This is a genomic window from Shewanella sp. 2_MG-2023 (assembly GCF_030548905.1).
Lineage (GTDB): Bacteria > Pseudomonadota > Gammaproteobacteria > Enterobacterales > Shewanellaceae > Shewanella > Shewanella electrodiphila.
In genome coordinates this window covers 1-22,584 of the sequence record NZ_JAUOSO010000023.1, presented here as the reverse complement: position 1 = coordinate 22,584, position 22,584 = coordinate 1, and the positions used below count along the sequence as shown (strand labels likewise).

Sequence of the window (22,584 nt, the reverse complement as noted above, 5' to 3'; positions counted from 1 at the left end):
GCTGTTTGGCTCATTAGCGAGTGACACTTAACTCTATCTTTTTAAGAAAGCTTGGAAGCGTGCTTTTGCTTCATCACTTTTTAGTCTTTCGCTAAATACTTCTAACTCCGCTAGCATTTGCTGCTTAACATCAGCTTGGTTATAGCGCAGAAGCTTTTTAGATGCTTGCAGTGATAATGGCGGTTGATTCGCGAGTTTTTTGGCTTGTTCAAAAACAAAATCGTTTAATTCTGATGACTCAATCACCCGATTGATAATATTCAGTTCGCAAGCCGTTTCTGCCGTAAAGCTTTCGCCTAATAGAATTAATTCAGCTGCTTTTTGTTGGCCAACAATAAGTGGTAACAATAAACTTGAAGCTGCTTCAGGCACCAGGGCTAGATTTACGAAAGGTAATTGAAACTTGGCGCTGTTGTCAGCATAAACTAGGTCGCAATGGAGTAGCATTGTTGTGCCGATGCCTACAGCTGCACCAGATACTGCTGCTACGATGGGCTTTTTAAGATTAAGCAGACAATGTAAGAATTGTACTGTCGGATGAGACTCGTTAAGTTCGCCACTGGCGAGGAAATCAGCAATATCATTACCTGAGGTGAAGCAGTTCCCTTCGCCGCGTAACATAAAGGTACGAATGTCGTTGTCGCTCTCACCTTGGATCAGGTATTCTGTAAGCTGTTGGTACATTTTAAGATTAAATGCATTACGTTTCTCAGGGCGATTGAAACTGATAATACGTACGCCTTGATCATCCTTAACCTGAATCTGACTCATTCGTTGTTTTCCTTATGGACACGAGTAGGGTGTAAATGGAGTTTATGACATTGAAAGCAATATTCAAACAACTGTTTAGTTTTTTAGCGTTAACCGTATTTTCTTTTTCAGCATCAGCAGGGATAATGCTCAGTGAAGGACATGTAAGAGCGATGCCCGCCAGTGTGCCTAATACAGCAGCATATTTGACATTAATGAACCACTCAGATGATGCTGTAACATTAGTTTCTGTGACAACACCAGTGGCTAAAGAAGCGCAATTACACACTTTGGTTGAAGAGAATGGCATGGTAAAAATGCGTCAAGTTGACGGCTTTGACATTCCATCTCATGGCACCTTAACGCTTCAACCATCGGGTGACCATATTATGCTGCTATCATTAACGACGCCGCTAGCGATAGGGGATACAGTTCCTTTAGTGCTGACGTTTAAGGATGGCAAAACATTGGCAATCGAACTGGCGGTAGAAAAAAGGGCGAGTAATGATAAGCAAGAAAGCCATCACCACCATCATCACTAAGGAGTTGTATTGATGCAAATGACAAGGAATAAAGTATTTGGCGTTGTAGGAATAATCTTATTAATCGGTTATTTCATTGCGGTTTGGTGGAGTGTTGAGCCTGATATTCTTGAGCCAGAAGTACTGCAAAATGAACGTGGTGAAGACATTGTTGGTTATGCGACAACTTCTTCGTTAATTTCTACCATGGAAACCCTATTGGACAAACCAGGTGGCTGGCTATCAAATGATATTATGCCTCCCTCTGTGATCATGGATAACATGCCAGCATTCGAGTTTGGGGCACTAGAGCAATCACGTGACTTAGCATTGATTATGCGTAAAGAGTTCAGTCGTTCTCAGTCGCAATCTACAGCTGATGCAGACTTACTTGCCGCGCACTCAAAGCTCAATATTGAGCACACTAGCTGGTTAGTGCCAAGTGCAGAAGGCGAATATCGTGAAGCAATCAAATTACTGAAACTTTATCGCGCTAAAATTAGTGATACAGAAAACAGTAATGCACAGTTTTATGCTCGTGCAGATAACCTAAATGAATGGCTGAAAGAAGTGCAGAAACGTTTAGGCAGTATGTCGCAACGCTTATCTGCCAGTGTTGGTCAAGATCGTTTAAATACCGATTTAGCAGGCGACAGCACAGCAAGACAGTCAACACCGTCTTTAGCCAGTAACGAAATTAAAACAAGCTGGTGGAAAATTGATGATGTGCTTTATGAAAGCCGAGGTTCAGCTTGGGCATTATTAAATTTCATGAAAGCTATCGAAGTTGATTTTGCCGATGTGCTAGAAAAGAAAAATGCTGAAGTGAGTTTACGTCAAATTATTCGTGAACTTGAAGCAACTCAGCAAACTGTTTGGAGCCCAATGGTTTTAAATGGTGATGGTTTTGGATTAGTGGCTAACCACTCGTTAGTGATGGCCAACTATATATCGCGTGCAAATGCCGCGGTAATTGATTTAACTAACTTACTCTCTCAGGGATAATGATGAAAAAGACACTTCTTGCTACGGCCGCTGTAGGCATGTTAAGCATATCTTCTGCACAAGCTTCAACGCTTGTGGGCTTCAAAGTTGGTGGTGATTACTGGGATGCTGATACCAGTGGCTCATTTAACAGTGATGATGGTGTGGCGCAAACCTATAATTATGAGTCTAAAGCTCAAGGTAGCGTTTGGATTGCCATTGAGCATCCAATTCCATTAGTACCTAATATCAAAATTCGTGAGAACCGTTTAGAAGGTAAAGGCAGCCAAGTTGGCTCTAACTTTATGTTCAATGGTCATCAATTTGATAGTGATACCACGGTATACAACGATTTAAGTAACACTGATTTTGTTCTTTATTATGAAATCTTAGACAATGATTTAGTCGCCTTAGATTTAGGTGCTGCTTACAAGCAAATGCATGGCTCACTACGCGTTCAAGATCCTGGACATCCAGAAGAGGTGGACGTAGATAGCGGCATCGTTATGGTTTATGCGAACGCTGAAGTGGGCATTCCTGGACTTGGCTTATATGCTTTTGCTGATGTCATGTTAGGTGTTGATGAAACCAGTGTTTACGATTACAACGCAGGTCTAGGTTGGAGGTTTGATGGTGTTGCACTAGATACTGCAATTCGCGTTGGTTACCGTGAGTTTAACTTCGACGTTGATGACTTTTCTGACACTACGCAAAATATGACGTTTAAAGGCGCATTTGCAGGTGTTGAATTGACGTTCTAATCGACTCAGTTTACAGACATTAAAAAACCGCCAATTGGCGGTTTTTTTGTCTCTTATTTTCAATCGTTTGCTTTGAATAACAGCGGTAAGTGTTTTAGCTTACCGCCAGCTAATCATTATTGTGCGATTAAACCATTGTTAATAGAGATAATGTCGTCTTCACTCAATGTACCAGCGGCTTGCTTAAGCGCCAAGATAGAGTTGATGTAACCATAACGAGCATCAGATAGCTGACGCTTTGAATCATATAAATCACGGGTACGGTTTAATACGTCAACGATAGTACGTGTACCTACTTCAAAACCGGCTTGAGTGGCTTTTAGTGCACTTTCAGATGAAATCACTGATTGCTCATAAGCACGGATTGAACTGATTGATGCACCGACGTTGTTAAAGTTATTACGTACATCTTTAACGACACCACGATGAACTTGTTCCAGTTTTTCGCTAGCTTCAACATATTGGAACTGCGCCTGCTTAACTTGCGAAGTCACTTTAAAACCTTCAAAAATCGGTACACTCAAAGTCAATGCAATGTTGGCATTATCATAATCAGCTGAACCGGTTTGCTTTACACCTTTAGTGTAACCAGCACCAAAGTTAAGTGAAGGCATGTGACCTGCTTTATAAAGCGAAATGGTTTCACTAGCGATATCACGACCGATACGCTGAGTCATTAAATCAATACTGTTAGTTTCAGCAATTTTTAACCACTCAGATGACGTTGTTGGGTTTGCTGCACCAGCTGAGAAACGATTAGTATCAAGTGTATTGATTGATTTGTGATCAATTCCGGTGATTTCACGTAATGCTTCATAACTGTTTGCTAGCGTATTTTCTGCCAGAATTTCGGTTGCCGAAGCTAAATCGTATTGTGCTTGTGCTTCATGCACGTCAGTAATCGCAGTAAGACCGACAGCAAAACGTTGTTTAGTTTGCTCTAGTTGACGCTCAATCGCGCGTTTTTCTGCACCTTGGAATTCAAAGTTGTCTTTTGCAGTCAATACATCAAAATATGCTGTGGTTACACGAATGATTAATGCTTGAAGCGCAGAGGCATAAGCTGAATCAGCTTGTGATGCTGCCATTTCGGCTAAGTCTAAGCCAACCCATGCACTGTGGTCATAAATAACTTGGTTTAATGACAAGCCGCCAGTGAAACCATCAGGTTTAGAAGTAGCAGAGCCGTCATCAATGTCATTCCATGCTTTAGCATATCCAACATTCGCGCTGATAGTAGGTAGTAAGGGAGCACGATTTTCTTCAATTGTCTCATACAGTGCATCACGCTGAGATTGTGCTTGAAGTACGATAGTATCGCTAGTTAGCGCTTGCTGATAGATTTGCAGTAAATCATCAGCATTTGCTGCAGGTGCAGCAACGGCTAGTGTTAGCGCTGCGTATAAAGAACGTATTTTAAATTTCATTTGCTGCCCTTTTAGACATAGTCTCCACTTGGGAGGTAAGATAATCTCGTTTATTCACATTTTATATTGATAAGCAAGATTGCTTTAGCATATTGTGAACTCGCTAAAACTTTGTGCAATCCCGCTATGTATCTAGTGTGTATGATAAAAAGACTATCATCTTTAAGCTAAATATCAACTTTCAAGTTGTAACAGACTTTTTTAAACTCACATGCTTAAATGCTTAACTAACATAATAGTGCATTAAATATTTCAAAGGGCTTACAAACTGTAAGAAAAAATATGAAAGATAGTGAATTAATAGAACAATTTAACGCAAAAAGCGATATTGAAGTCATTTCCACTAAAACCTTGTACAAAGGCTTCTTCCAATTAGATGAATATAAATTCAAACATAAATTGTTTTCAGGTGGTTGGAGCGAGGTCGTCACCAGGGAAGTTTTTGAACGTGGTAATGCCGTGGTTGTTTTGCCTTATGATCCCATCACTCATCAAGTCGTATTAATTGAACAAATCAGGTTACCTGCATTAGCAACGACTAATTCAGTTTGGCTTCTTGAGCTTGTGGCAGGTATGATTGCAGCCGATGAAATTCCAGCTGAAGTCGCGGAGCGTGAATTAATGGAAGAAACCGGCTTAAAAGCCAGCGAAGTCCATTTAGTGAATAGTTATTTAGCAACACCTGGCGGTTCATCGGAACGTTTTCATTTTTATTGGGCCAAAGTCGATGCAAGCAAAGCCGAAGGCATCCATGGTCTCGATTATGAGCATGAAGATATCAAAGTCCATGTTGTAGACTTTGATGCGGCTATGGCTATGGTTAATTCAGGTCGAATAGATAATGCATCTACTGTTATTGGCTTACAATGGTTAGCGTTAAACCTAGATACAGTAAGACAAGCATAGCTTGATAGATTTATCGTCAAAGATTTGAAATAAAGAAGCAAAAAGTAAGTGAGTTAATTTTGAAGCAACAAACTGCGAAAGATAAATATCAGCCTAACGTGAGTGCTTTTCTAGCACTGTGCGGGCGAAATTATGCGTTGATTTTAAAGTGGTTGCCAGATGTTGCAGAAGTCAATGAGTCTTGGACTGTTGAAGGGCCGTTTGGATTATTAGATGTCACAATTATTGAGAACACAAAGTATACTCAATTAATTGAAATAACACGCCATTTACCCAATAACGATTTCCTTATCACACCTAAAGCCTGTGTGCGAGTCTATCATGATGCCCAATTGGCAGAAGTGTTAACTAGTCAACAGATCTACCGGTTAAAAGCAGTGTATGATTATCCAAATGTACATATGCATCAAACGGATGAGAAGTATCAAGTTAATGCATTTCTTGAAGAGCTGTTAAAGATTGGATGTCGCCCTGCGAAAATCTGTTCTTCTTCAGTCTAAACATTGAATTAATTTATTTTGGGATTAATTAGTGCTTAAAGAGCCTGTGTCTTATTCAATTGCTGATACGGATGTCGTGCGACTTATTCAAGTTACTGACCCGCATTTGTTTGCTGATCCTGAAGCGAAGCTATTAGGTGTGAATACGGCTGCCAGTTTTCAGGCCGTTTTAGATACATTCCTTGCAACTGAATATCCTGCCGACATGGTTCTAGCTACGGGTGATATCAGCCAAGATTACTCACCGCAGTCTTATCAACACTTTTCATCGACCATTGCCAAACTAGACCTTCCATGCCATTACTTACCGGGTAATCATGATGACCCTCGGTTAATGAGTTTGCATATGCAGGGTAATCATTTATTTGGTCAGCAGCGCATCATAGCGGGTGAGTGGCAAATTTTGATGTTGGACTCTACAGTGCGTGGTAAGCCAGGTGGTTATATGGCTGAACAACAAATGGCACTTATTGACGCGGCAATTGCTGCTGAGCCCAATAAGCATGTTCTACTTGTTATGCATCATAACCCTATATTAGTTGAATGTAGTTGGCTTGATCAGCATTGCATGGCTAATGGTGAAGATTTCTTAAAGCGTGTAAGTCGGTACCCACAAGTTAAAGGTGCGCTATGGGGACACGTTCATCAAACCATTGATAGCCAGTATTCTACTGCAGAAGGTGGGATTCATTTAATGGCGACGCCATCTACTTGTATACAATTTAAGCCAAAATCATCCTATTTTGCGTTAGATGGACTTCAACCTGGCTATCGTTTGCTGGAGTTAGCTAGCAATGGTAGCATTCAAACTAATGTTTATCGGGTGCCTGGTGAAAAATTCTCTCCAGACAATGATGCCAGCGGTTATTAAACGCTAACTATTCATGTGTAGACCTGATTATAATCGCTGTTTAAGCATTCAGGTTAATTAACGCGAGAGGAAGTATGCTTCTCTATATACATGGATTTAATAGTTCCCCTCAGTCAGATAAAGCAACCGAAACGGCGCAGTATATTCAACACCGTTTTCCGAATTTACCCTTCATTCAACCTCAATTACCCTCATCGCCTAAAGAAGCGATGGCATTATTATGTGGTATTGTAGAGCGCGCTAAAGTGCAAGGTGAGCCTTTAACATACATAGGCTCCTCGTTAGGTGGGTATTTTGCAAGTTATCTCGCTGAAACTTATGGTGGAAAAGCCGTTTTAGTTAACCCAGCGGTAAAACCATTTGAATTGTTTGATGAATTTTTAGGGCCTCAACATAACCCTTATACTGACGAGCATTACCAAGTGTTGCCACAACATAAGTTTGATGTGGCTGAATTCAACACTGAGGTGATATATCGTCCCGATCGTTTCTTAGTATTTTTGCAAACTGGCGATGAAGTGTTAGATTATCGTCAAGCGTTATCCAAATATCACTGTTGTGAGCTTCATTTAGAACCCAATGGTGACCACAGTTTTATTGGCTATAAAAATCAGCTAGATAAGATTTGTGAGTTTTTACAGCTTTCTTAATCAGTTTTCATAATGGCCCAATAATGTGGGCTAACAATTGACCAAATGTGTGGACTATGACCAATCAATACACTTCTGACGCCATCGAGGTTCTCAACGGACTCGACCCTGTAAAACGCCGTCCAGGTATGTACACCGATACCACTCGACCTAACCATTTAGGTCAAGAGGTCATCGATAACAGTGTCGATGAAGCTTTAGCCGGTCATGCGACTAAAATTGATGTCGTTCTTCATACGGATAACTCACTAGAAGTGACCGATGATGGTCGTGGTATGCCTGTGGATATTCACCCTGAAGAAGGGATCCCGGGTGTCGAATTAATCCTGACCAAACTACATGCTGGTGGTAAGTTTTCAAATGATAGTTACCAATTTTCTGGTGGTTTACATGGTGTAGGGATTTCGGTCGTCAACGCCTTGTCGAAGCGGGTTGAGATCAGCGTTCGTCGTGATGCGCAAGTTTACGAGATAGCATTTGAGAATGGCGATAAAGTTGAAGACCTAAAAGTAACAGGCACCTGTGGCAGACGTAATACAGGTACTCGTGTGCATTTCTGGCCAGATGCGAGCTACTTTGACTCTGGCAATTTCTCAATCACTAAGCTGTTGTATCAATTACGCGCTAAAGCCGTGTTGTGTCCAGGTTTACGTATTAAGTTCACTAATAAGCAAAATGGTGAGGTTAATGAATGGTTTTACGAAAGTGGTTTAACAGATTATTTGAAAGAAGCAGTGAAGGGATCCGTTCTATTACCAGAAGAACCTTTCATTGGTGAGTTTTCGGGTAAAACCGATGCTGCCGAATGGGCCATTACTTGGCTGCCAGAAGGCGGAAACAGTATTTATGAAAGCTACGTAAACTTGATCCCAACGCCACTAGGTGGAACCCATGTAAATGGTTTCAGACAAGGCTTGTTGGAATCAATGCGTGAGTTTTGTGAATTCAGGAATTTGGTTCCACGAGGCATTAAATTATCTCCTGAAGATATTTGGGATAAAGCATCGTTTATTTTATCAATTAAAATGCAAGACCCTCAGTTCTCTGGTCAAACTAAAGAGAAACTATCAAGCCGTCAAAGTTCTGCGTTTGTTTCTGGCATTGTCCGTGATGCATTTTCACTTTGGTTAAACTCAAATACTGAGCAGGCTGAACAACTTGCAGAACTGTGCATTAGTAATGCGCAGCGCCGCCTAAAAGCAGCGAAAAAAGTCGCCCGTAAAAAAGTCACTTCAGGTCCCGCTTTACCGGGTAAATTAACTGACTGTAGCGGGCAAGACCCTATGCGAGGCGAGTTATTTTTAGTGGAAGGTGACTCTGCTGGTGGCAGTGCAAAACAGGCTCGAGACCGAGAGTTTCAAGCGATTATGCCGCTACGTGGTAAAATCTTAAACACCTGGGAAGTCGATGCATCTCAAGTGCTAGCATCGCAAGAAGTCCATGATATTTCAGTCGCAATAGGCTGTGATCCTGATAGCGAAGACATTTCAGAGTTACGTTACGGTAAAGTCTGTATTTTAGCCGATGCCGATTCTGATGGTCTTCACATTGCTACACTGTTGTGCGCCTTGTTTATGAAGCACTATCGCATTTTAGTTGAGAAAGGCCATGTTTATATCGCGATGCCGCCTTTATTCCGTATCGATTTAGGCAAAGAAGTATTTTATGCCTTAGATGAAGGTGAAAAAAACGGTATATTAGATAGAATTGTTGCAGAAAAGAAAAAAGGCAAAGTGCAGGTCACTCGATTCAAAGGATTGGGTGAGATGAACCCACTGCAGTTACGTGAAACCACTATGGATCCTAATACTCGTCGATTGGTACAACTTACCATTGATGATAATGACGATACGATGGCATTGATGGATATGTTATTAGCTAAAAAGCGCTCACCAGACCGAAAAGTTTGGTTAGAGTCGAAAGGCGACTTAGCAGAGATCTAACACGTTACTAGGGTACGTATTAAGCAGTTGCGCATTGCCACAAAAGATAAAGGCAAAGAATAAATATAATGTCGAGAATAATAATTAAAATGGATATCAAGCAAATTTCAACAGCGTTAAAAACACTGTCTGTCATCGCTTTAGCTCAGTTCGCTGTAGTTAAAGCATTTGCTGCTGATCCTATGATGATTACTGTTACAAAAGGATTTGGACTCACTTTATATGCTTCTGATTTGGGCGACTCCAAGCAGATGGCTATAGGCAGTAAAGGCACCTTGTTTGTTGGTTCAAGAAAGAGTGGCACCATATACGCTTTGGTTGATTCCGATAATGATGGTCAAGTAAATAAACGATATTTGATTGGCAAAGGTTTAGATTATCCAGAGGCGATTGCGTTTCATAATGGTGATTTATACGTTGCTGAAGATGACCGAATCTTACGATATCAAGATATTGAAAATCGTCTTCGCCGTCCGGGTAGGCCCAAAGAGGTGTATTCAGGTTTACCCAGCATAGAGCGAAAACACGCTCGAGGTATGGAGTTTGGTCCTGATGGCCGTTTATATTTATCAATAGGCTCACCTTGTAATGTCTGTGAGGCACCTGCGCCTTTTGGTAGCTTGCTGGCCATTGATATTGAATCAGGAGATACCGAACAAGTCGCTTCAGGGCTTCGTCGTGTGATTGGTTTTGATTGGTCACCGACCACAGATAAGCTCTGGTTTGCAGATCAAGGTCGAAACTGGATGGGTGATAATATGCCCGCTGATGAAATCAATCGGATTGACATCAAAGGCAGTCATTTTGGCTTCCCATATATTCATGGCACTGATGTTGCTGAGCCCGCATTTAAAAAGCCTGATACCCTCAATATTACCGCTCCAGCATTTGAGCTTCCTGCTCACGTGAAGCCGACAAGTTTACTGTTCTATGAAGGTAAATTATTTCCCGAGCGTTACCATAATCAACTCTTTGTTGCCGAAAATGGCTCTTGGAACCGTTCTAGTAAGATTGGATACCAGGTTGTCATGCTAAGTCTTGACGATGGCCAAGTTACTAAACGTGAAAGAGTGGTAAGCTTTTTAGACGGCGAGTTTCCCGTCGCTAGACCTTATGACCTGATAAATGCACCTGATGGGGCTATGTTCATCTCTGATGACTTAAAAGGCAATATATACCGCTTGTATTACAAAGCGACAGAACAATCACAGGATATTAAATAATGAGTGATGCGATTGAATTAAGCCTTGATGGTGTTGAGCAAATGCCTCTGCGCCGTTTTACTGAAGAGGCTTATTTAAACTATTCAATGTACGTGATTATGGACCGTGCATTGCCACATATTGGCGATGGTTTAAAACCCGTTCAACGTCGTATTATTTATGCAATGAGTGAGCTTGGTTTATCGGCTCAATCTAAACATAAAAAATCTGCTCGTACAGTTGGTGACGTGTTAGGTAAATATCACCCACACGGTGATAGCGCGTGTTATGAAGCAATGGTATTAATGGCACAACCATTTTCATACCGTTACCCGTTAGTTGACGGTCAAGGCAACTGGGGTGCACCTGACGATCCTAAATCGTTTGCTGCAATGCGTTACACCGAAGCTAAACTATCTAAATTTTCAGAAGTACTCCTGTCAGAGTTAGGGCAAGGCACCGTCGATTGGGGCGTCAACTTTGACGGCACCATGAAAGAGCCAAAATCGCTACCTGCTCGTTTACCACATATTTTATTGAATGGTATTACTGGTATTGCTGTTGGTATGGCGACTGACATTCCGCCGCATAACGTGCGTGAATTGGTGTCAGCTTGTGTTGAATTACTGGAAAATCCAAAGGCCGATTTAGAGCGCCTAATGGAATTTGTTCCGGGCCCAGACTATCCGACTTATGCTGAAATTATTACCCCTAGCAAAGATATTGCTAAGATTTATGACACCGGCCGCGGCTCAATTAAAATGCGAGCGGTTTATGATATCGATAATGGTGAAGTAGTCATTTCAGCTTTGCCACACCAAGCGGGCAGCGGCAAGATTTTAGAGCAAATCGCTAATCAAATGCAGGCAAAAAAACTGCCTATGGTTGCGGATTTACGCGACGAATCAGACCACGAAAACCCAGTGCGTTTAGTGATTGTCCCGCGTTCGAATAGAGTGGATTGCGATCAGTTGATGGCGCATTTGTTTGCGACAACTGATTTGGAAAAGAGTTTTAGAGTTAACTTAAACGTCTTGGGTTTGGATGGTCGTCCAAAAGTTAAAGGTTTAAAAGAGCTATTAACGGAATGGCTGACCTATCGTATCTCAACAGTGACACGTCGTTTACAGTTCCGTTTAGATAAAGTGTTGGCAAGACTTCATATCCTTGATGCATTAATGATTGCATTCTTGAATATCGATGAAGTCATTGAAATCATCAGATTTCACGATGAACCTAAAGCAGAGTTAATGGCTCGTTTTGAGTTATCCGAAAAGCAAGCTGAAGCCATTTTAGATTTAAAACTACGTCATTTAGCTAAGCTTGAAGAATTTAAAATTAAAGGCGAGCAAGAAGAGCTTGCAGCTGAACGCGATAAGCTGGAATTAATTTTAGGTTCAGAGCGTCGTTTAAAAACTTTAGTGAAAAAAGAGTTAATTCAAGACGGTGAAACCTTTGGTGATGACAGACGTTCACCGATTATTGAACGTTTAGAATCTAAAGCACTCACTGAGCAAGAACTGACCCCAGCTGAATCAGTTACCGTAGTGTTATCGGATAAAGGCTGGGTACGTTGTGCTAAAGGCCATGATGTCGATGGTGAAGGCTTAAATTATAAAGCGGGTGATGCGTTCCTGTGCAGTGCCAGTGGTAAGAGTAATCAACCGACGGTATTTATTGACTCAACAGGGCGGGCGTTTGCAACTGACACCCATACCTTGCCTTCTGCAAGAAGCCAGGGTGAGCCAATAACAACACGCTTTAACCTGTCTCCAGGTGCGGTGATGCGACATGTGCTACTGGGAGTTGATAGCCAATGCTATCTACTCGCCAGTGATGCTGGTTATGGTTTTATTGGTTCTTACGCCGATATGATAAGCCGTAATAAGGCGGGTAAAGCGTTATTGAGTTTACCAGCTAATGCACAGTCGCTAATGCCAAAATTGGTGAATAAAGGGGTGACACAATCGATTATTGCCATCACTAACGAAGGTCGGATGTTGATATTTGATGTCGATGCTCTGCCGCAATTATCCAAAGGTAAAGGCAACAAAATAATTGGCATTCCAACGGATCGCGCTAAGAGCCGTGAAGAGCTATTAATCCACTTAGATATTATCCCTGAGGACGCATCAGTGACCTTATGGGCGGGTAAACGTAAGTTGACCTTGAAACCATCTGACTTAGAACACTATCGCGGTGAAAGGGGACGTCGAGGCGCTAAACTGCCAAGAGGTTTACAGCGTGTTGACAGTGTTCAAATTGAGCAGGGTTCACAAGTTGTTGAAGATGGAACTGAAGAACCGAGCGAGTAATATGCTCAGAGGTTTTTCCTGCATAAAAAATGCTGCCTAAGGGCAGCATTTTTTATGAATACGATTTGAAGTTAACGCTTATATTTTTGAGAAATGAAGGACTGAAAATATAATAGAAATTATGCGACTTCGTAGAAGTTAGGTTCGACATCGACTTGTGCTTTAATGATGTTGGTCGCCATACGAGAACATTTACCACACTGATCAGCAACACCTAAGCGTTTTTTAACGTCAGCTAAAGAGCTGTCGCCATGTTTGCTTACTGCTTCTCTGATTTGGGTATCAGTAATTCCGTGACAAAGACAAACGTACATAAAGCCTCTTCGTAAAGTCTGATGACATATTTATTCTTGGTAATAGTAAATATGCTAGCTAATCAACAATAATGTAATTGTAAATGAAAACAGTTCTCATTGCTAATAACTTTTTGAACAAATCTGACTTTTATCGAAAAGTAATAGTTATTACAAACTGCAAACTGGCTCACGAAATTTGTAATAACGAGTCATAAGTAAGGCTTTATGGCGAGTGCTAATAGCCTTTGATGAAATCAACTTGATGATTGAGAGGTTGCTGCTGACGCCATAAGTGGAAGTTCTCAACAAAGACTTCTACTACTTGCTCAGGAAAACTCGGCGCGGCAATGTGAGGGGTAATAATAGCATTAGGGCATTGCCAAATAACGTGTTCGCTAGGCAAAGGTTCTTGATTGAATACATCTAACACTGCATGTTGCAGTGGTTGAACTTGCAGCTGGCTTGCTAGCGCATCCAAATCTAATACATTACCTCTACCTAGGTTAAATAATACTGATTCAGCAGGTAATAATGCCAACATGGATTTATTGAGTATGTTTTCAGTATCCAAAGTATTGGGCAATATACTCGCAACAGCTTGTGCATTGGGTAAATGTTCAGCTAAGTGTTCAATGGTATCAACATGATCAAAGTAAGGTTTTACAATCCCTGTTTTACTTAACCCAGTGACTTTCATACCGAAATGCTTTGCTGTTTGAGCAATATGTTGCGCAATTGAACCTGTGCCTAACAATAATAATTGTTGCCCTTGAAGAGTACGGTAGCTTCCTGGTGCCCAATGTTGTTGCAGTTGCTGCTGCTTATATTTTGCATGTTCTCGTTGATGAGCGAGTAAGTAGCCGAATAAGTACTCACTCATTAAAGGCCCGAAAATCCCTTTAATATTGGTTAAGCTGTAATCGCGGCGTTGTCTTGAACCCGTTATTTTATCGACTCCAGCAAATGTTGATTGTAACCACTGTAACTCAGAGCCTAAATTTAACAGAGGCGCGGCCAGTTTTGGCTCTGCAAACCAAATATTTGCTTCACAAATACTGCTTGGATCATCCCCTAAAATAATCAAATCTGGTAAGTTATAGTCAGTTAATAACTTTCGATATTTGTCATTTTCTTGGGTTAATAGCAGTAATTTATGCGCCATAAATATTCCCTGATAGTCGTAATTAAAGAGGTAGGTTAATGAATCAAATCATAGCATTTTTATCTAAAATTGGCGCTATGTTGCATCCGTGGATGAGTGAGATTGCTACTGCATTAGTGGCCTGTACGATTGTTATTTTTGCCACAGATATCAATCGGGCATTAAGGCGGTCATTGTCAGGCAGTGGCTTCATTATTAGAACTTCAGCATTTGTTCTGGTCAATGCTTTTGGTTACGGTCTGGCTATTGTGAGTATCAGTCCATGGCTAGCGAGTCAACTTAGAGGAATGCCATCACAGTGGATGTTACTGGTTGTGATTGGAGTGTTTATTGGAATAGGTGCATGGGCTCAGCGAAACAGGCAAGTGTAAACGCGTTATTTACGCTGAATCCATTTGTTATTTAGTGAAAAATTAACCAAACCATTTTTCATGACTTGTTGTATGGGAGTTGTCATGGCTGCAATTGGTTAACACGATAGCGGCTTTATCTGGATAATTACTAAAAATCCCATCGACACCAAGTCCTTTTAATGCATGAATATCTTCAGGATTATCTACGGTATAAACATAAATTTTGGCGCCACGTTGATGGGCATCTTGAACCATTTCGTGGGTAACAAAATGAAGATCAACATGAATAGAATACGCATCTAGTGCTGTGACAGATTCAGCATAGTGCAATGGTACGCCAGCTAAAATGGGTGCGACCCTCGCGTGGGGTAAATGCTGTTTTACCACAGATAAATAGGGCTGGTTGAATGATGAAATCAGTAATTGCTCAGCAGTGAAGTTTAGCTCACTGATAAGTTTGGGGTAAATAGCAACTAAGGGCTCTGCAGTGTGGTAGCCTTTGAGTTCAATATTGACGATACAACGGCCACGAATTAACGTCATCACTTGCCACAACGTTGGAATTGAGTGCTGTTGAATGGTCACTTTACTGAGTTCATCTTTTGAAGCAAGGTGAGTCACTCCGCGACCCGTTGTTTTTGTTTCTAATCGACGATCATGAAACACAAACAGCTCACCTTCAATATTATATACGTCCAGCTCAATGGCTTGGACATTAATTGACAGTGCTTTTTCCATAGCAGCTAAGGTGTTCTCAACCTCGTAACCGCTGGCACCGCGATGTGCAAAAATCAGCATTTAACTAACCTTTTATAATTTGATGTAAATCACGAGATTGACCATTGTTGATATGAATTTCCATTTGTGGATATGCCAGCTCAACATGATTCTCTTTCAGCTTTTTACAGATACGCTTGTGCAAATTATGTCTTAACGGCCAACGATCGTTCATGTCTTTTGCATAAGATCTGACTTCGTAATCTTGTGTGTGCTGGCCAAAACCTGCAAACCAAACCTCAGGCTCAGGGAAGCTCAATGATAAATCACATTCTCTTACCGCTTGATGAAGTAACGCTTCAACTTTTGAAGGGTCTGCATCACGTTGTACTGATACGCTAACAATCACCCGGGTAATAGGATCTGATAGTGACCAGTTGACTAATTGTTCTGTGATAAAGGCTTTATTCGGCACAATGATTTCTTTTCTGTCCCAATCCACAATTGTCGTGGCGCGAATTTCGATTTTAGTGACTGTACCAGTTAAATCGCGAATGGTGACGGTATCACCTATGCGGATGGGTTTTTCAAACAGAATAATTAAACCAGAAATGAAGTTAGCAAAAATTTCTTGTAAACCAAAACCTAAACCAACAGATAACGCTGCCACTAACCATTGTAATTTAGACCACTCAACCCCAATGGTTGAGAAACCAACGAGTAAGCCTAAAAATATGACTAGATAGCTGCTCACCGTGGTTATCGCAAAGCCTGTACCTGGGGTTAATTCCAATCGTTGCAAGATGGTTAACTCTAATAAACCAGGAAGGTTTTTGGCTATCATGGCCGAAAAGCCGACAACGATGAATGAGAATAGAATAGACTTTAAGGTAATGGGAATTTGCTGCTCTATGCCATTGATAACCGAGTGAGTATTCCACATCGTAATGCCATCTAAAAATGAGAATAAGGCGGTATGGGTTTGTGATACTAAAGCCAACAAACTGCCAAAAAAGGCTAGAATCAATAACGAGCGTACAAGGCCTAATGACTGACTTGCGATAGTCTCAAGGTCAACAATAGGTTCTTCATAGTTATCATTCACATCAGCAGCATTATTGAGTTCACCGCGTTCACGTTGGGCTAAGCGTTCTGCTCGGCGAGCTTTTGCGCGATCAAAGGCAATCAGTCGTCTTTCAATTAACATCCAGCGTTTAATTAATTGATACAGTAACAAGAAACCTAAACCTAATAGCAAGGAAAGCTGCAGCTGTAATAACACTTGGAATGCACTGAAATAGTAACCAATTGAGGCTAATACGATACAGCAGCAAGGTACTGCGATTAAAAAGATCCAAGTAATTTTATTAAATAACTTCATGTTTTTGCCATCATTCGCATTGGCACGAAAATCATTAATAAATGCATACATATCGCGGTAAAGGATAAGTAGCGTAATGGTGAAAACCAGAAATGCGCCACGACCAATACTATTGCGGATTAAGGAAGTATCAATGGCTTCGCTGAACCCCATGATACCGATCAGTGGCCAACTGATGAAAATAAAGCGTAAGGTCTTTTGCTGTAGTCGTTTCACTAGCGGTTGTGGCCGCCTGAAATGGCTGATGAGGATGCCATTGTCTAATGACAGAAGGGCAAAAAATCGATATACCCAATAGCTACAGCCAATAGAAAGTACACCAACCCCAATCGCGTGGACAAAATTAAACTCTGATGAAAAGAAAATTAACCCGCCCAGTAACAAGGGCATAGGTTTTAATAGCGAGTAAAATAGCGTTAAGCCGAGGGTTTTCGCGGTATAGATAAACTTATCTTGGGTTACGTTACCGACATTTTGACCGTAATGTTCAATGGCTTTGTTGAACCTTGGAGTTAATAAATCCTGAGCCATTAAGCAAAGGATGAGAATAATGACCCACCAAGCCCAGTAAATATTCTGTGACTGCCATGCTTGTTTTAACTTTTCCCTTTGAGGCGCCTGAGTGAGCCAAACAGTGGCATTCTTTAAATCGATGAACCATAAACCTGAAATTCTGGCTGCATTCGGTACCCAAAATAAATGTTCGTTCAGGGTGTTTTTCAGACGCAAGTATATTCGATTGAGTTGCTCGTAACTGTTTCTCAGCTTTGCCTGCTCATTCAGATATACATCGTAATTCTGCACCAATTGTTCAATCAAGCTTTGTTGTGATTCTAGTAACTTTATTTGAGTGTGATTGAGAAAATCTTCAGTATTGAGCTGTTGCTTGTTTAACGCTTGCTGCTGTTCAGCCTGATAGCGTTTCAAACGAGAGTCAGCAATTTCAGCCAGTAATACATCTTGGTTTGGCGGTTTAGGCAGCGATTGCAGCATTTGTAAGAATCGGTCGCCAAAAGCTGAGTTGGTTTCCACCCAGGTTATTTGTTCTTCAACGTTGGTTAATTGCAAAGCATGAGATTGATATTGCTTCTCTGCTTTTTCCTGTTGAGTAATGACTTGAGTAATGCCATTAGTGATGCGAATTAACTCTTGAGCATATTGCTGGTTTTTTTGGCTTATCTCTTGAGAAATCGTATCGGCCAGCTGCTGCTGATCAATAATATTATTGGCAATGGTATTGGCTGCTTGTTGCTGGCGATATTGATTATTTTGTTTATTTAACGATTCGATCAACTTCTCTTGCTGTGCATGTTCAATACGCAATAACTGTAATTGTAATTGGGCGATTTGTTTTTGCTTAGGGCTGCTAGACAGTTCAGCCGTTAAGGTTTCAATATGTTGCTCAAGCAATTGACCTTGGAGTAAATGCAACTGGCCCAATGGCGTATCTACGGGAGCTAGCTGGGTTCTTTTATGTTGATTCGAGGCATCCTTTGCCTGTCTGATTAAGCTTGGTAATTGCTGCTGCCTTTTTGAAAGGCGCACTAATTGTTCGCTTAAATCATTTTCAGATTGTTTGAGTTCAGATAAATGGTAATAAGCCATCGAGGCTTGCTGACCCATGTCAATATCGGCACTGATGTTAATGTCAGTTATTGGTTGATTAATCTCTGCTGAAATCTTTTGAGTAATAACGTCGCTGTTTTGCTCAAGCTCCAAGTAACCGTTCTGTTCATTACTCAGCTTTGTGATGCTGGTTTTGACGTTTTCTATTTGAGTGGGTAGGTCAACGACTTGCGATGAGTTGTTGCTTTGAGAAAATCCCAAGCGTTTATCCAGTTGCAGGGGAGAATTAGCCGATGCAACAAAGGAGATAAAGCTGAGTATAAAAAACGCAATACGTAACATAGGGAATGATTGCTAGTGAGAGACTAATACAATGGTAACAAAAACCTGAGTTTACGCTTTATTTTTTTTATGATTTTGCTGAGTTTCGAATATTGCTGTGAGCAAGATAATCAATCCACCAATAATGGTATTAAGGTTAACTTGTTCGTTCAGCAGTAAGAAGGCTAAAACTGTGCCGTAAAAAGGCTGTAAGCAAGACACTAAACTTGCGGTTTTAGCGCTTAGTTGACGCAGTGAGGAGGCAAATAACGCATGGGGCGCAGCAGTAAAGAATACGCCTAAAATGGCTATGGTTAACCATATATCTAGCGTAATTGAGGTGAGTTCGACTTCTAAAAAAGGAGACAAGATTATCACAGCGACTAATGTTTGATAGAACATTGCTTGTGGCCCGCTGTATTGTGAGAAGTATTTTTTGTGCAATAAGTTACGTGCAGTAAATAGAGCAGCTGAGAGTACACCTACAGCAATACCTAAAGTGACATCATTATCAAAGTTAGGTTCAGGAATAAGCATAAATACTCCTGTGAGTACTGCGATGCCTGAGAGTAAGTCTATAAACCTTAAGCGAGTTCTATTGACGAGAGGTTCAACTAAGACTGTCATGACAGGGTAGGTAAAAAAAGCAATCATTCCGATGGCGACAGAAGATAACTGCATTGCAGCAAAGTAGGTTACCCAATGTAAACTCACCAAAATACCTAATCCAAGGGCAATTAAATAATGCTTGGGCTGAGATAACAGCAATGCTTGACGAGAAATTTTGACAATACATCCCAGAACGAAAAATGCGACGGTACACCGAAGAACGGTAATATCTAATGCATTAAGGGGAAGTATTTTTGAAAATAATGCAGTAATACCAAATAACAGTACTGCAATATGTAACTGAATTAGCCCTGAAGCATTTGATACTTCAGGGCGCTGCGCTTTTATCATGCCGATAGGCATATTTAATATTTTACTTTAAGTGAGCGAATGCTTGACCCATACGAGTCGTTTCAGTCGGCTCTACACCTTCTGCAAAGGTATCAATGGCATCTTGACCAAATAACATCACCACTGTTGAGCCTAACTTGAAACGGCCCATTTCTGCGCCTTTCTCAAGTGTAAGTGCTTCAGCACCTTCAGTTGGGTAATCCCAAGTAAATACTTGCTTACCACAAGGTGGTGTTACTGTACCTGCCCAAATGGTTTCAATGCTGGCAACAATGGTCGCCCCAACTAATACCATGGCCATTGGGCCCACTTCGGTTTCAAAAATGGCAACAACACGCTCATTACGGGCGAATAACCCTGGAACGTTTTGTGCCGTGAGTGGATTAACTGAGAACAGTTCACCGGGCACATAAGTCATTTTTGACAAGGTGCCAGTGATAGGCATGTGAATACGATGATAATCTTTAGGCGCTAAGTAAATCGTGGCAAAGTCACCACCATTAAAGCGCTCAGCATCTTTTTGCTGTCCGCCAAGTAATGCAAGCGTCGTGTAATCATGGTTTTTAGCTTGGACAATTTTGCCAGCTTCAATAGGACCACATTGACTGACTGCACCATCAACAGGGTGAGCCATGATTTTGTCGTTTGCAACAATAGGGCGAAGGCCAGGTTTTAAAGCACGGGTAAAAAATGCATTAAAGGTTTTGTATGCTTCAGGCTCACTTTGTGCCGCTTCTGACATATCAATTTTATATTGCTTGATAAACCATTTAATACCTGCGGTAGTAATCGCTCCCGCTTCCGCAGCTGCAAGCTTACCCACAAGACGTGATAGTAAATGTTTAGGTAAGATATATTGCAAAGCAATTTTAACAGAATCCAATTGAGTACCCTTTTTAGTTATTTATGTCGTGCTAATCTTGAGAATTGTAAACCAGATTAATGAGTTTACTCATCTATTGCTCTGAAGTGTCGAGCATGGCGCTGTTCATCAAGGCTGGCAATAATTCGGTGATAATTGTTAAATCTATCTTGAGTTATTTTCCCATCCGCGAGAGCCTCTTGCAAGGCGCAACCCGGATCATTACCGTGTTTACAATCTCTGAATTTACATGTGCCGATGTATTCTCGAAATTCAATAAAGCATTCGCCGACGCGAGGTGCGGGTAAATGCCATAATGCAAACTCACGGACACCGGGCGAGTCAATTAAGTCTCCACCACTTTCAAAGTGCAGTAACTTGGCTGTAGTTGTGGTGTGTTGGCCTAAGCCAGAGTTTCCAGATACATCACCAATGAGAAGATCCGCTTCTGGCATGAGTGCATTAATCAGCGATGATTTTCCGACACCAGATTGGCCTGCAAATACGCTGATTTTATCTGATAACAGTGATTTTATTTGTTCGACTCCCTCACCGGTGTGACTACTCACCATATAAACAGGGTAACCAATTTGGCGATAACGGGCTAAAGCGACTTCAACTTCTTCACGATTGTCATTGGTTAGTAAATCCATTTTATTAAGGATAATGACAGGTGGAATTTCAGTGTCTTCTGCAGCCACTAAATATCGGTCGATAATTTGTGTGGTGAAGCTAGGTAAAATTGAAGAGACAATTAATATCTGATCAATATTGGCTGCGATAATTTTTACGCCGTCATATAAATCTGGACGGGTAAGGGAAGATGTTCGTGGATGAACTGCTTCAACGATCCCGCCAATACCACGATCTGTTTCAGTGGCTAAGCGCACAAGCACTTTGTCGCCAGTGACAAGGCTGGTGATATTTCGACGGAGATTACAACGTGCAACAATACCATCTTCGGTTTCAATATCAGCATGCTGACCGAAGCGTGAAATGACGATACCCTGTTGTTCTGGTCCAAGTAGACTATCCTGTAGATCGGTTGTCTGATCAGGATTATCTTTACGCTTTAAACGTTTACTTTGGTTGTCGCGCATTCTGCGCTTTTGACCTTGGCTAAGTGGTTTCTTTTTACTCACAGGCAAATCTTCATTAATTAGTGGTTTTTTTGTCGTATAAAAAAACAGTATGATACACCCTCTTTAATAAAAAAGCCTGAATTTAGGGCTTTTGACAGAATAAGGCAGATATTATGGCTGTAAACTCGAGCAATCTGATTTGGGTTGATTTAGAAATGACTGGTTTAGAGCCCAGTGTCGATCGTATTATTGAAATTGCGACGATTGTGACTGACCAAGAATTAAATATTATTGCCCAAGGGCCAGTTATGGCGGTTCATCAGTCTGATGAAGTGTTAAATGGCATGGATGATTGGAATCAAAAGCATCATGGTGAGTCTGGATTAATTGATCGCGTTAAGAGCAGTAAATATTCTGAAGAAGACGTTATTAGAGCAACGATTGAATTTTTAGAGCAATATGTCCCTAAAGGTGCTTCGCCTATGTGTGGAAATAGCATTGGCCAAGATCGCCGTTTTTTGAACAAATACATGCTTGAGCTAGAAGACTTCTTCCATTATCGCAATATTGATGTCAGCACCATAAAAGAGCTAACAAATCGATGGAAGCCAGAAGTTATGAAAGGCTTTAGCAAAAATAATACCCACCAAGCACTAGAAGACATCAAGGAATCTATTGCTGAATTGCAGTTTTATCGCCAAGAAGTATTTAAAATTTAAGCAATCAAACCTTTTTTTTGAATTAGGGGTTGCAGTGTAGTGAATATTACATATAATGCGGCCTCAACTTTTTACAGCGAGCCACTTGCTATTTGAAGTTGTAATTTGAAGATTTGCTGCATTAGCTCAGTTGGTTTTGGTTCAAACGATACCTTGCCAAATGTTTTAATAAAGCAAGAAGAGATGCGATATTAGCTCAGTTGGCTTTGAATCAGACGATACCTTGCCAAGTGTTTTAATAAAGCAACAAGATGCGACATTAGCTCAGTTGGCTTTGAATCAGACGATACCTTGCCAAGTGTTTTAATAAAGCAACAAGATGCGACATTAGCTCA

Annotated in this window: 21 protein-coding genes; 12 read left to right on the top strand and 9 right to left on the bottom strand. The window is 41.0% G+C overall.

Features of this window, described 5'->3' with window-relative positions:
• Positions 1-33 precede the first annotated feature (33 nt).
• On the bottom strand, positions 34-771 hold the full coding sequence (locus tag Q4600_RS18890; RefSeq protein WP_229371107.1) for an enoyl-CoA hydratase: 738 nt from the start codon (positions 769-771) through the stop codon (positions 34-36).
• A gap of 35 nt (positions 772-806) precedes the next feature.
• Between Q4600_RS18890 and Q4600_RS18885 the strand changes: the two genes are divergently transcribed.
• From Q4600_RS18885 to Q4600_RS18875, 3 genes are read left to right on the top strand one after another with little or no spacing between them, the layout of a single operon-like run.
• The gene (locus Q4600_RS18885) at positions 807-1,292 is read left to right on the top strand and encodes a copper chaperone PCu(A)C (protein WP_102527991.1); all 486 of its coding nucleotides are present in this window, start codon (positions 807-809) and stop codon (positions 1,290-1,292) included.
• A 12-nt stretch (positions 1,293-1,304) separates the two neighbouring features.
• Positions 1,305-2,276 (top strand): DUF2333 family protein, encoded by a 972-nt coding sequence (locus tag Q4600_RS18880; protein WP_102527990.1) that lies wholly within the window; start codon positions 1,305-1,307, stop codon positions 2,274-2,276.
• 2 nt (positions 2,277-2,278) lie between these two features.
• Positions 2,279-3,016, top strand: a complete 738-nt coding sequence (locus Q4600_RS18875; RefSeq protein ID WP_303517738.1) for a TIGR04219 family outer membrane beta-barrel protein — start codon at positions 2,279-2,281, stop codon at positions 3,014-3,016.
• 116 nt (positions 3,017-3,132) lie between these two features.
• On the opposite strand, the gene tolC is transcribed toward Q4600_RS18875, so the two are convergent.
• Positions 3,133-4,443 (bottom strand): outer membrane channel protein TolC, encoded by a 1,311-nt coding sequence (tolC, locus tag Q4600_RS18870; RefSeq protein ID WP_102527988.1) that lies wholly within the window; start codon positions 4,441-4,443, stop codon positions 3,133-3,135.
• A gap of 282 nt (positions 4,444-4,725) precedes the next feature.
• Between tolC and nudF the strand changes: the two genes are divergently transcribed.
• The 7 genes from nudF to parC all read left to right on the top strand — a co-directional run bounded on the left by nudF (position 4,726) and on the right by parC (position 12,830).
• Positions 4,726-5,349 carry an ADP-ribose diphosphatase gene (gene nudF / locus Q4600_RS18865; RefSeq protein ID WP_102527987.1) on the top strand — a complete coding sequence of 208 codons (624 nt, stop codon included), beginning with the start codon at positions 4,726-4,728 and terminating at the stop codon, positions 5,347-5,349.
• A gap of 59 nt (positions 5,350-5,408) precedes the next feature.
• Positions 5,409-5,849, top strand: coding sequence for a DUF1249 domain-containing protein (locus tag Q4600_RS18860; protein ID WP_303517734.1), 441 nt, complete (start codon positions 5,409-5,411; stop codon positions 5,847-5,849).
• A 31-nt stretch (positions 5,850-5,880) separates the two neighbouring features.
• Entirely contained in the window at positions 5,881-6,720 is an 840-nt protein-coding gene (gene cpdA / locus Q4600_RS18855; protein WP_248955640.1) for a 3',5'-cyclic-AMP phosphodiesterase, read from the top strand.
• 74 nt (positions 6,721-6,794) lie between these two features.
• A complete protein-coding gene (locus Q4600_RS18850; protein ID WP_102527984.1) occupies positions 6,795-7,370 on the top strand; it encodes a YqiA/YcfP family alpha/beta fold hydrolase in 576 nt (191 codons plus the stop codon).
• A 56-nt stretch (positions 7,371-7,426) separates the two neighbouring features.
• Positions 7,427-9,313: a DNA topoisomerase IV subunit B gene (gene parE, locus Q4600_RS18845; RefSeq protein WP_102527983.1), complete on the top strand. Its 1,887-nt coding sequence runs from the start codon at positions 7,427-7,429 to the stop codon at positions 9,311-9,313.
• Positions 9,314-9,495: 182 nt separating this feature from the next.
• Entirely contained in the window at positions 9,496-10,536 is a 1,041-nt protein-coding gene (locus Q4600_RS18840) for a sorbosone dehydrogenase family protein (protein WP_241906409.1), read from the top strand.
• A complete protein-coding gene (gene parC, locus Q4600_RS18835; RefSeq protein ID WP_102527981.1) occupies positions 10,536-12,830 on the top strand; it encodes a DNA topoisomerase IV subunit A in 2,295 nt (764 codons plus the stop codon). The genes Q4600_RS18840 and parC overlap by 1 nt, the downstream gene beginning before the upstream one ends.
• Positions 12,831-12,949: 119 nt before the next feature.
• On the opposite strand, the gene Q4600_RS18830 is transcribed toward parC, so the two are convergent.
• Positions 12,950-13,144 carry a bacterioferritin-associated ferredoxin gene (locus Q4600_RS18830; RefSeq protein WP_055023428.1) on the bottom strand — a complete coding sequence of 65 codons (195 nt, stop codon included), beginning with the start codon at positions 13,142-13,144 and terminating at the stop codon, positions 12,950-12,952.
• A 217-nt stretch (positions 13,145-13,361) separates the two neighbouring features.
• The gene (locus Q4600_RS18825) at positions 13,362-14,288 is read right to left on the bottom strand and encodes a D-2-hydroxyacid dehydrogenase (protein ID WP_303517726.1); all 927 of its coding nucleotides are present in this window, start codon (positions 14,286-14,288) and stop codon (positions 13,362-13,364) included.
• A 38-nt stretch (positions 14,289-14,326) separates the two neighbouring features.
• Here Q4600_RS18825 and Q4600_RS18820 point away from each other — a divergent pair, with 38 nt between their 5' ends.
• Positions 14,327-14,659: a DUF3392 domain-containing protein gene (locus Q4600_RS18820; protein WP_229371127.1), complete on the top strand. Its 333-nt coding sequence runs from the start codon at positions 14,327-14,329 to the stop codon at positions 14,657-14,659.
• A gap of 42 nt (positions 14,660-14,701) precedes the next feature.
• On the opposite strand, the gene Q4600_RS18815 is transcribed toward Q4600_RS18820, so the two are convergent.
• The 5 genes from Q4600_RS18815 to rsgA form a co-directional block, all read right to left on the bottom strand.
• Positions 14,702-15,439 carry a glycerophosphodiester phosphodiesterase gene (locus tag Q4600_RS18815; protein ID WP_303517723.1) on the bottom strand — a complete coding sequence of 246 codons (738 nt, stop codon included), beginning with the start codon at positions 15,437-15,439 and terminating at the stop codon, positions 14,702-14,704.
• 4 nt (positions 15,440-15,443) lie between these two features.
• Positions 15,444-18,647 carry a mechanosensitive ion channel domain-containing protein gene (locus Q4600_RS18810; RefSeq protein ID WP_303517720.1) on the bottom strand — a complete coding sequence of 1,068 codons (3,204 nt, stop codon included), beginning with the start codon at positions 18,645-18,647 and terminating at the stop codon, positions 15,444-15,446.
• A 51-nt stretch (positions 18,648-18,698) separates the two neighbouring features.
• The gene (locus Q4600_RS18805; RefSeq protein ID WP_229371134.1) at positions 18,699-19,598 is read right to left on the bottom strand and encodes a DMT family transporter; all 900 of its coding nucleotides are present in this window, start codon (positions 19,596-19,598) and stop codon (positions 18,699-18,701) included.
• 10 nt (positions 19,599-19,608) lie between these two features.
• A complete protein-coding gene (asd, locus tag Q4600_RS18800; RefSeq protein ID WP_229371136.1) occupies positions 19,609-20,469 on the bottom strand; it encodes an archaetidylserine decarboxylase in 861 nt (286 codons plus the stop codon).
• A gap of 65 nt (positions 20,470-20,534) precedes the next feature.
• Positions 20,535-21,590: a small ribosomal subunit biogenesis GTPase RsgA gene (gene rsgA / locus Q4600_RS18795; RefSeq protein WP_102527975.1), complete on the bottom strand. Its 1,056-nt coding sequence runs from the start codon at positions 21,588-21,590 to the stop codon at positions 20,535-20,537.
• Positions 21,591-21,703: 113 nt separating this feature from the next.
• Between rsgA and orn the strand changes: the two genes are divergently transcribed.
• A complete protein-coding gene (gene orn, locus Q4600_RS18790) occupies positions 21,704-22,249 on the top strand; it encodes an oligoribonuclease (protein WP_303517714.1) in 546 nt (181 codons plus the stop codon).
• Positions 22,250-22,584: the final 335 nt, after the last annotated feature.

Coding starts and splice junctions, on each gene's coding strand:
- Q4600_RS18890 (WP_229371107.1), bottom strand. CDS start 771: ATGAGTCAGATTCAGGTTAAGGATGATCAAGGCGTACGTATTATCAGT.
- Q4600_RS18885 (WP_102527991.1), top strand. CDS start 807: ATGGAGTTTATGACATTGAAAGCAATATTCAAACAACTGTTTAGTTTT.
- Q4600_RS18880 (WP_102527990.1), top strand. CDS start 1,305: ATGCAAATGACAAGGAATAAAGTATTTGGCGTTGTAGGAATAATCTTA.
- Q4600_RS18875 (WP_303517738.1), top strand. CDS start 2,279: ATGAAAAAGACACTTCTTGCTACGGCCGCTGTAGGCATGTTAAGCATA.
- tolC (WP_102527988.1), bottom strand. CDS start 4,443: ATGAAATTTAAAATACGTTCTTTATACGCAGCGCTAACACTAGCCGTT.
- nudF (WP_102527987.1), top strand. CDS start 4,726: ATGAAAGATAGTGAATTAATAGAACAATTTAACGCAAAAAGCGATATT.
- Q4600_RS18850 (WP_102527984.1), top strand. CDS start 6,795: ATGCTTCTCTATATACATGGATTTAATAGTTCCCCTCAGTCAGATAAA.
- parE (WP_102527983.1), top strand. CDS start 7,427: ATGACCAATCAATACACTTCTGACGCCATCGAGGTTCTCAACGGACTC.
- Q4600_RS18840 (WP_241906409.1), top strand. CDS start 9,496: ATGATGATTACTGTTACAAAAGGATTTGGACTCACTTTATATGCTTCT.
- parC (WP_102527981.1), top strand. CDS start 10,536: ATGAGTGATGCGATTGAATTAAGCCTTGATGGTGTTGAGCAAATGCCT.
- Q4600_RS18830 (WP_055023428.1), bottom strand. CDS start 13,144: ATGTACGTTTGTCTTTGTCACGGAATTACTGATACCCAAATCAGAGAA.
- Q4600_RS18825 (WP_303517726.1), bottom strand. CDS start 14,288: ATGGCGCATAAATTACTGCTATTAACCCAAGAAAATGACAAATATCGA.
- Q4600_RS18820 (WP_229371127.1), top strand. CDS start 14,327: ATGAATCAAATCATAGCATTTTTATCTAAAATTGGCGCTATGTTGCAT.
- Q4600_RS18815 (WP_303517723.1), bottom strand. CDS start 15,439: ATGCTGATTTTTGCACATCGCGGTGCCAGCGGTTACGAGGTTGAGAAC.
- Q4600_RS18810 (WP_303517720.1), bottom strand. CDS start 18,647: ATGTTACGTATTGCGTTTTTTATACTCAGCTTTATCTCCTTTGTTGCA.
- Q4600_RS18805 (WP_229371134.1), bottom strand. CDS start 19,598: ATGCCTATCGGCATGATAAAAGCGCAGCGCCCTGAAGTATCAAATGCT.
- orn (WP_303517714.1), top strand. CDS start 21,704: ATGGCTGTAAACTCGAGCAATCTGATTTGGGTTGATTTAGAAATGACT.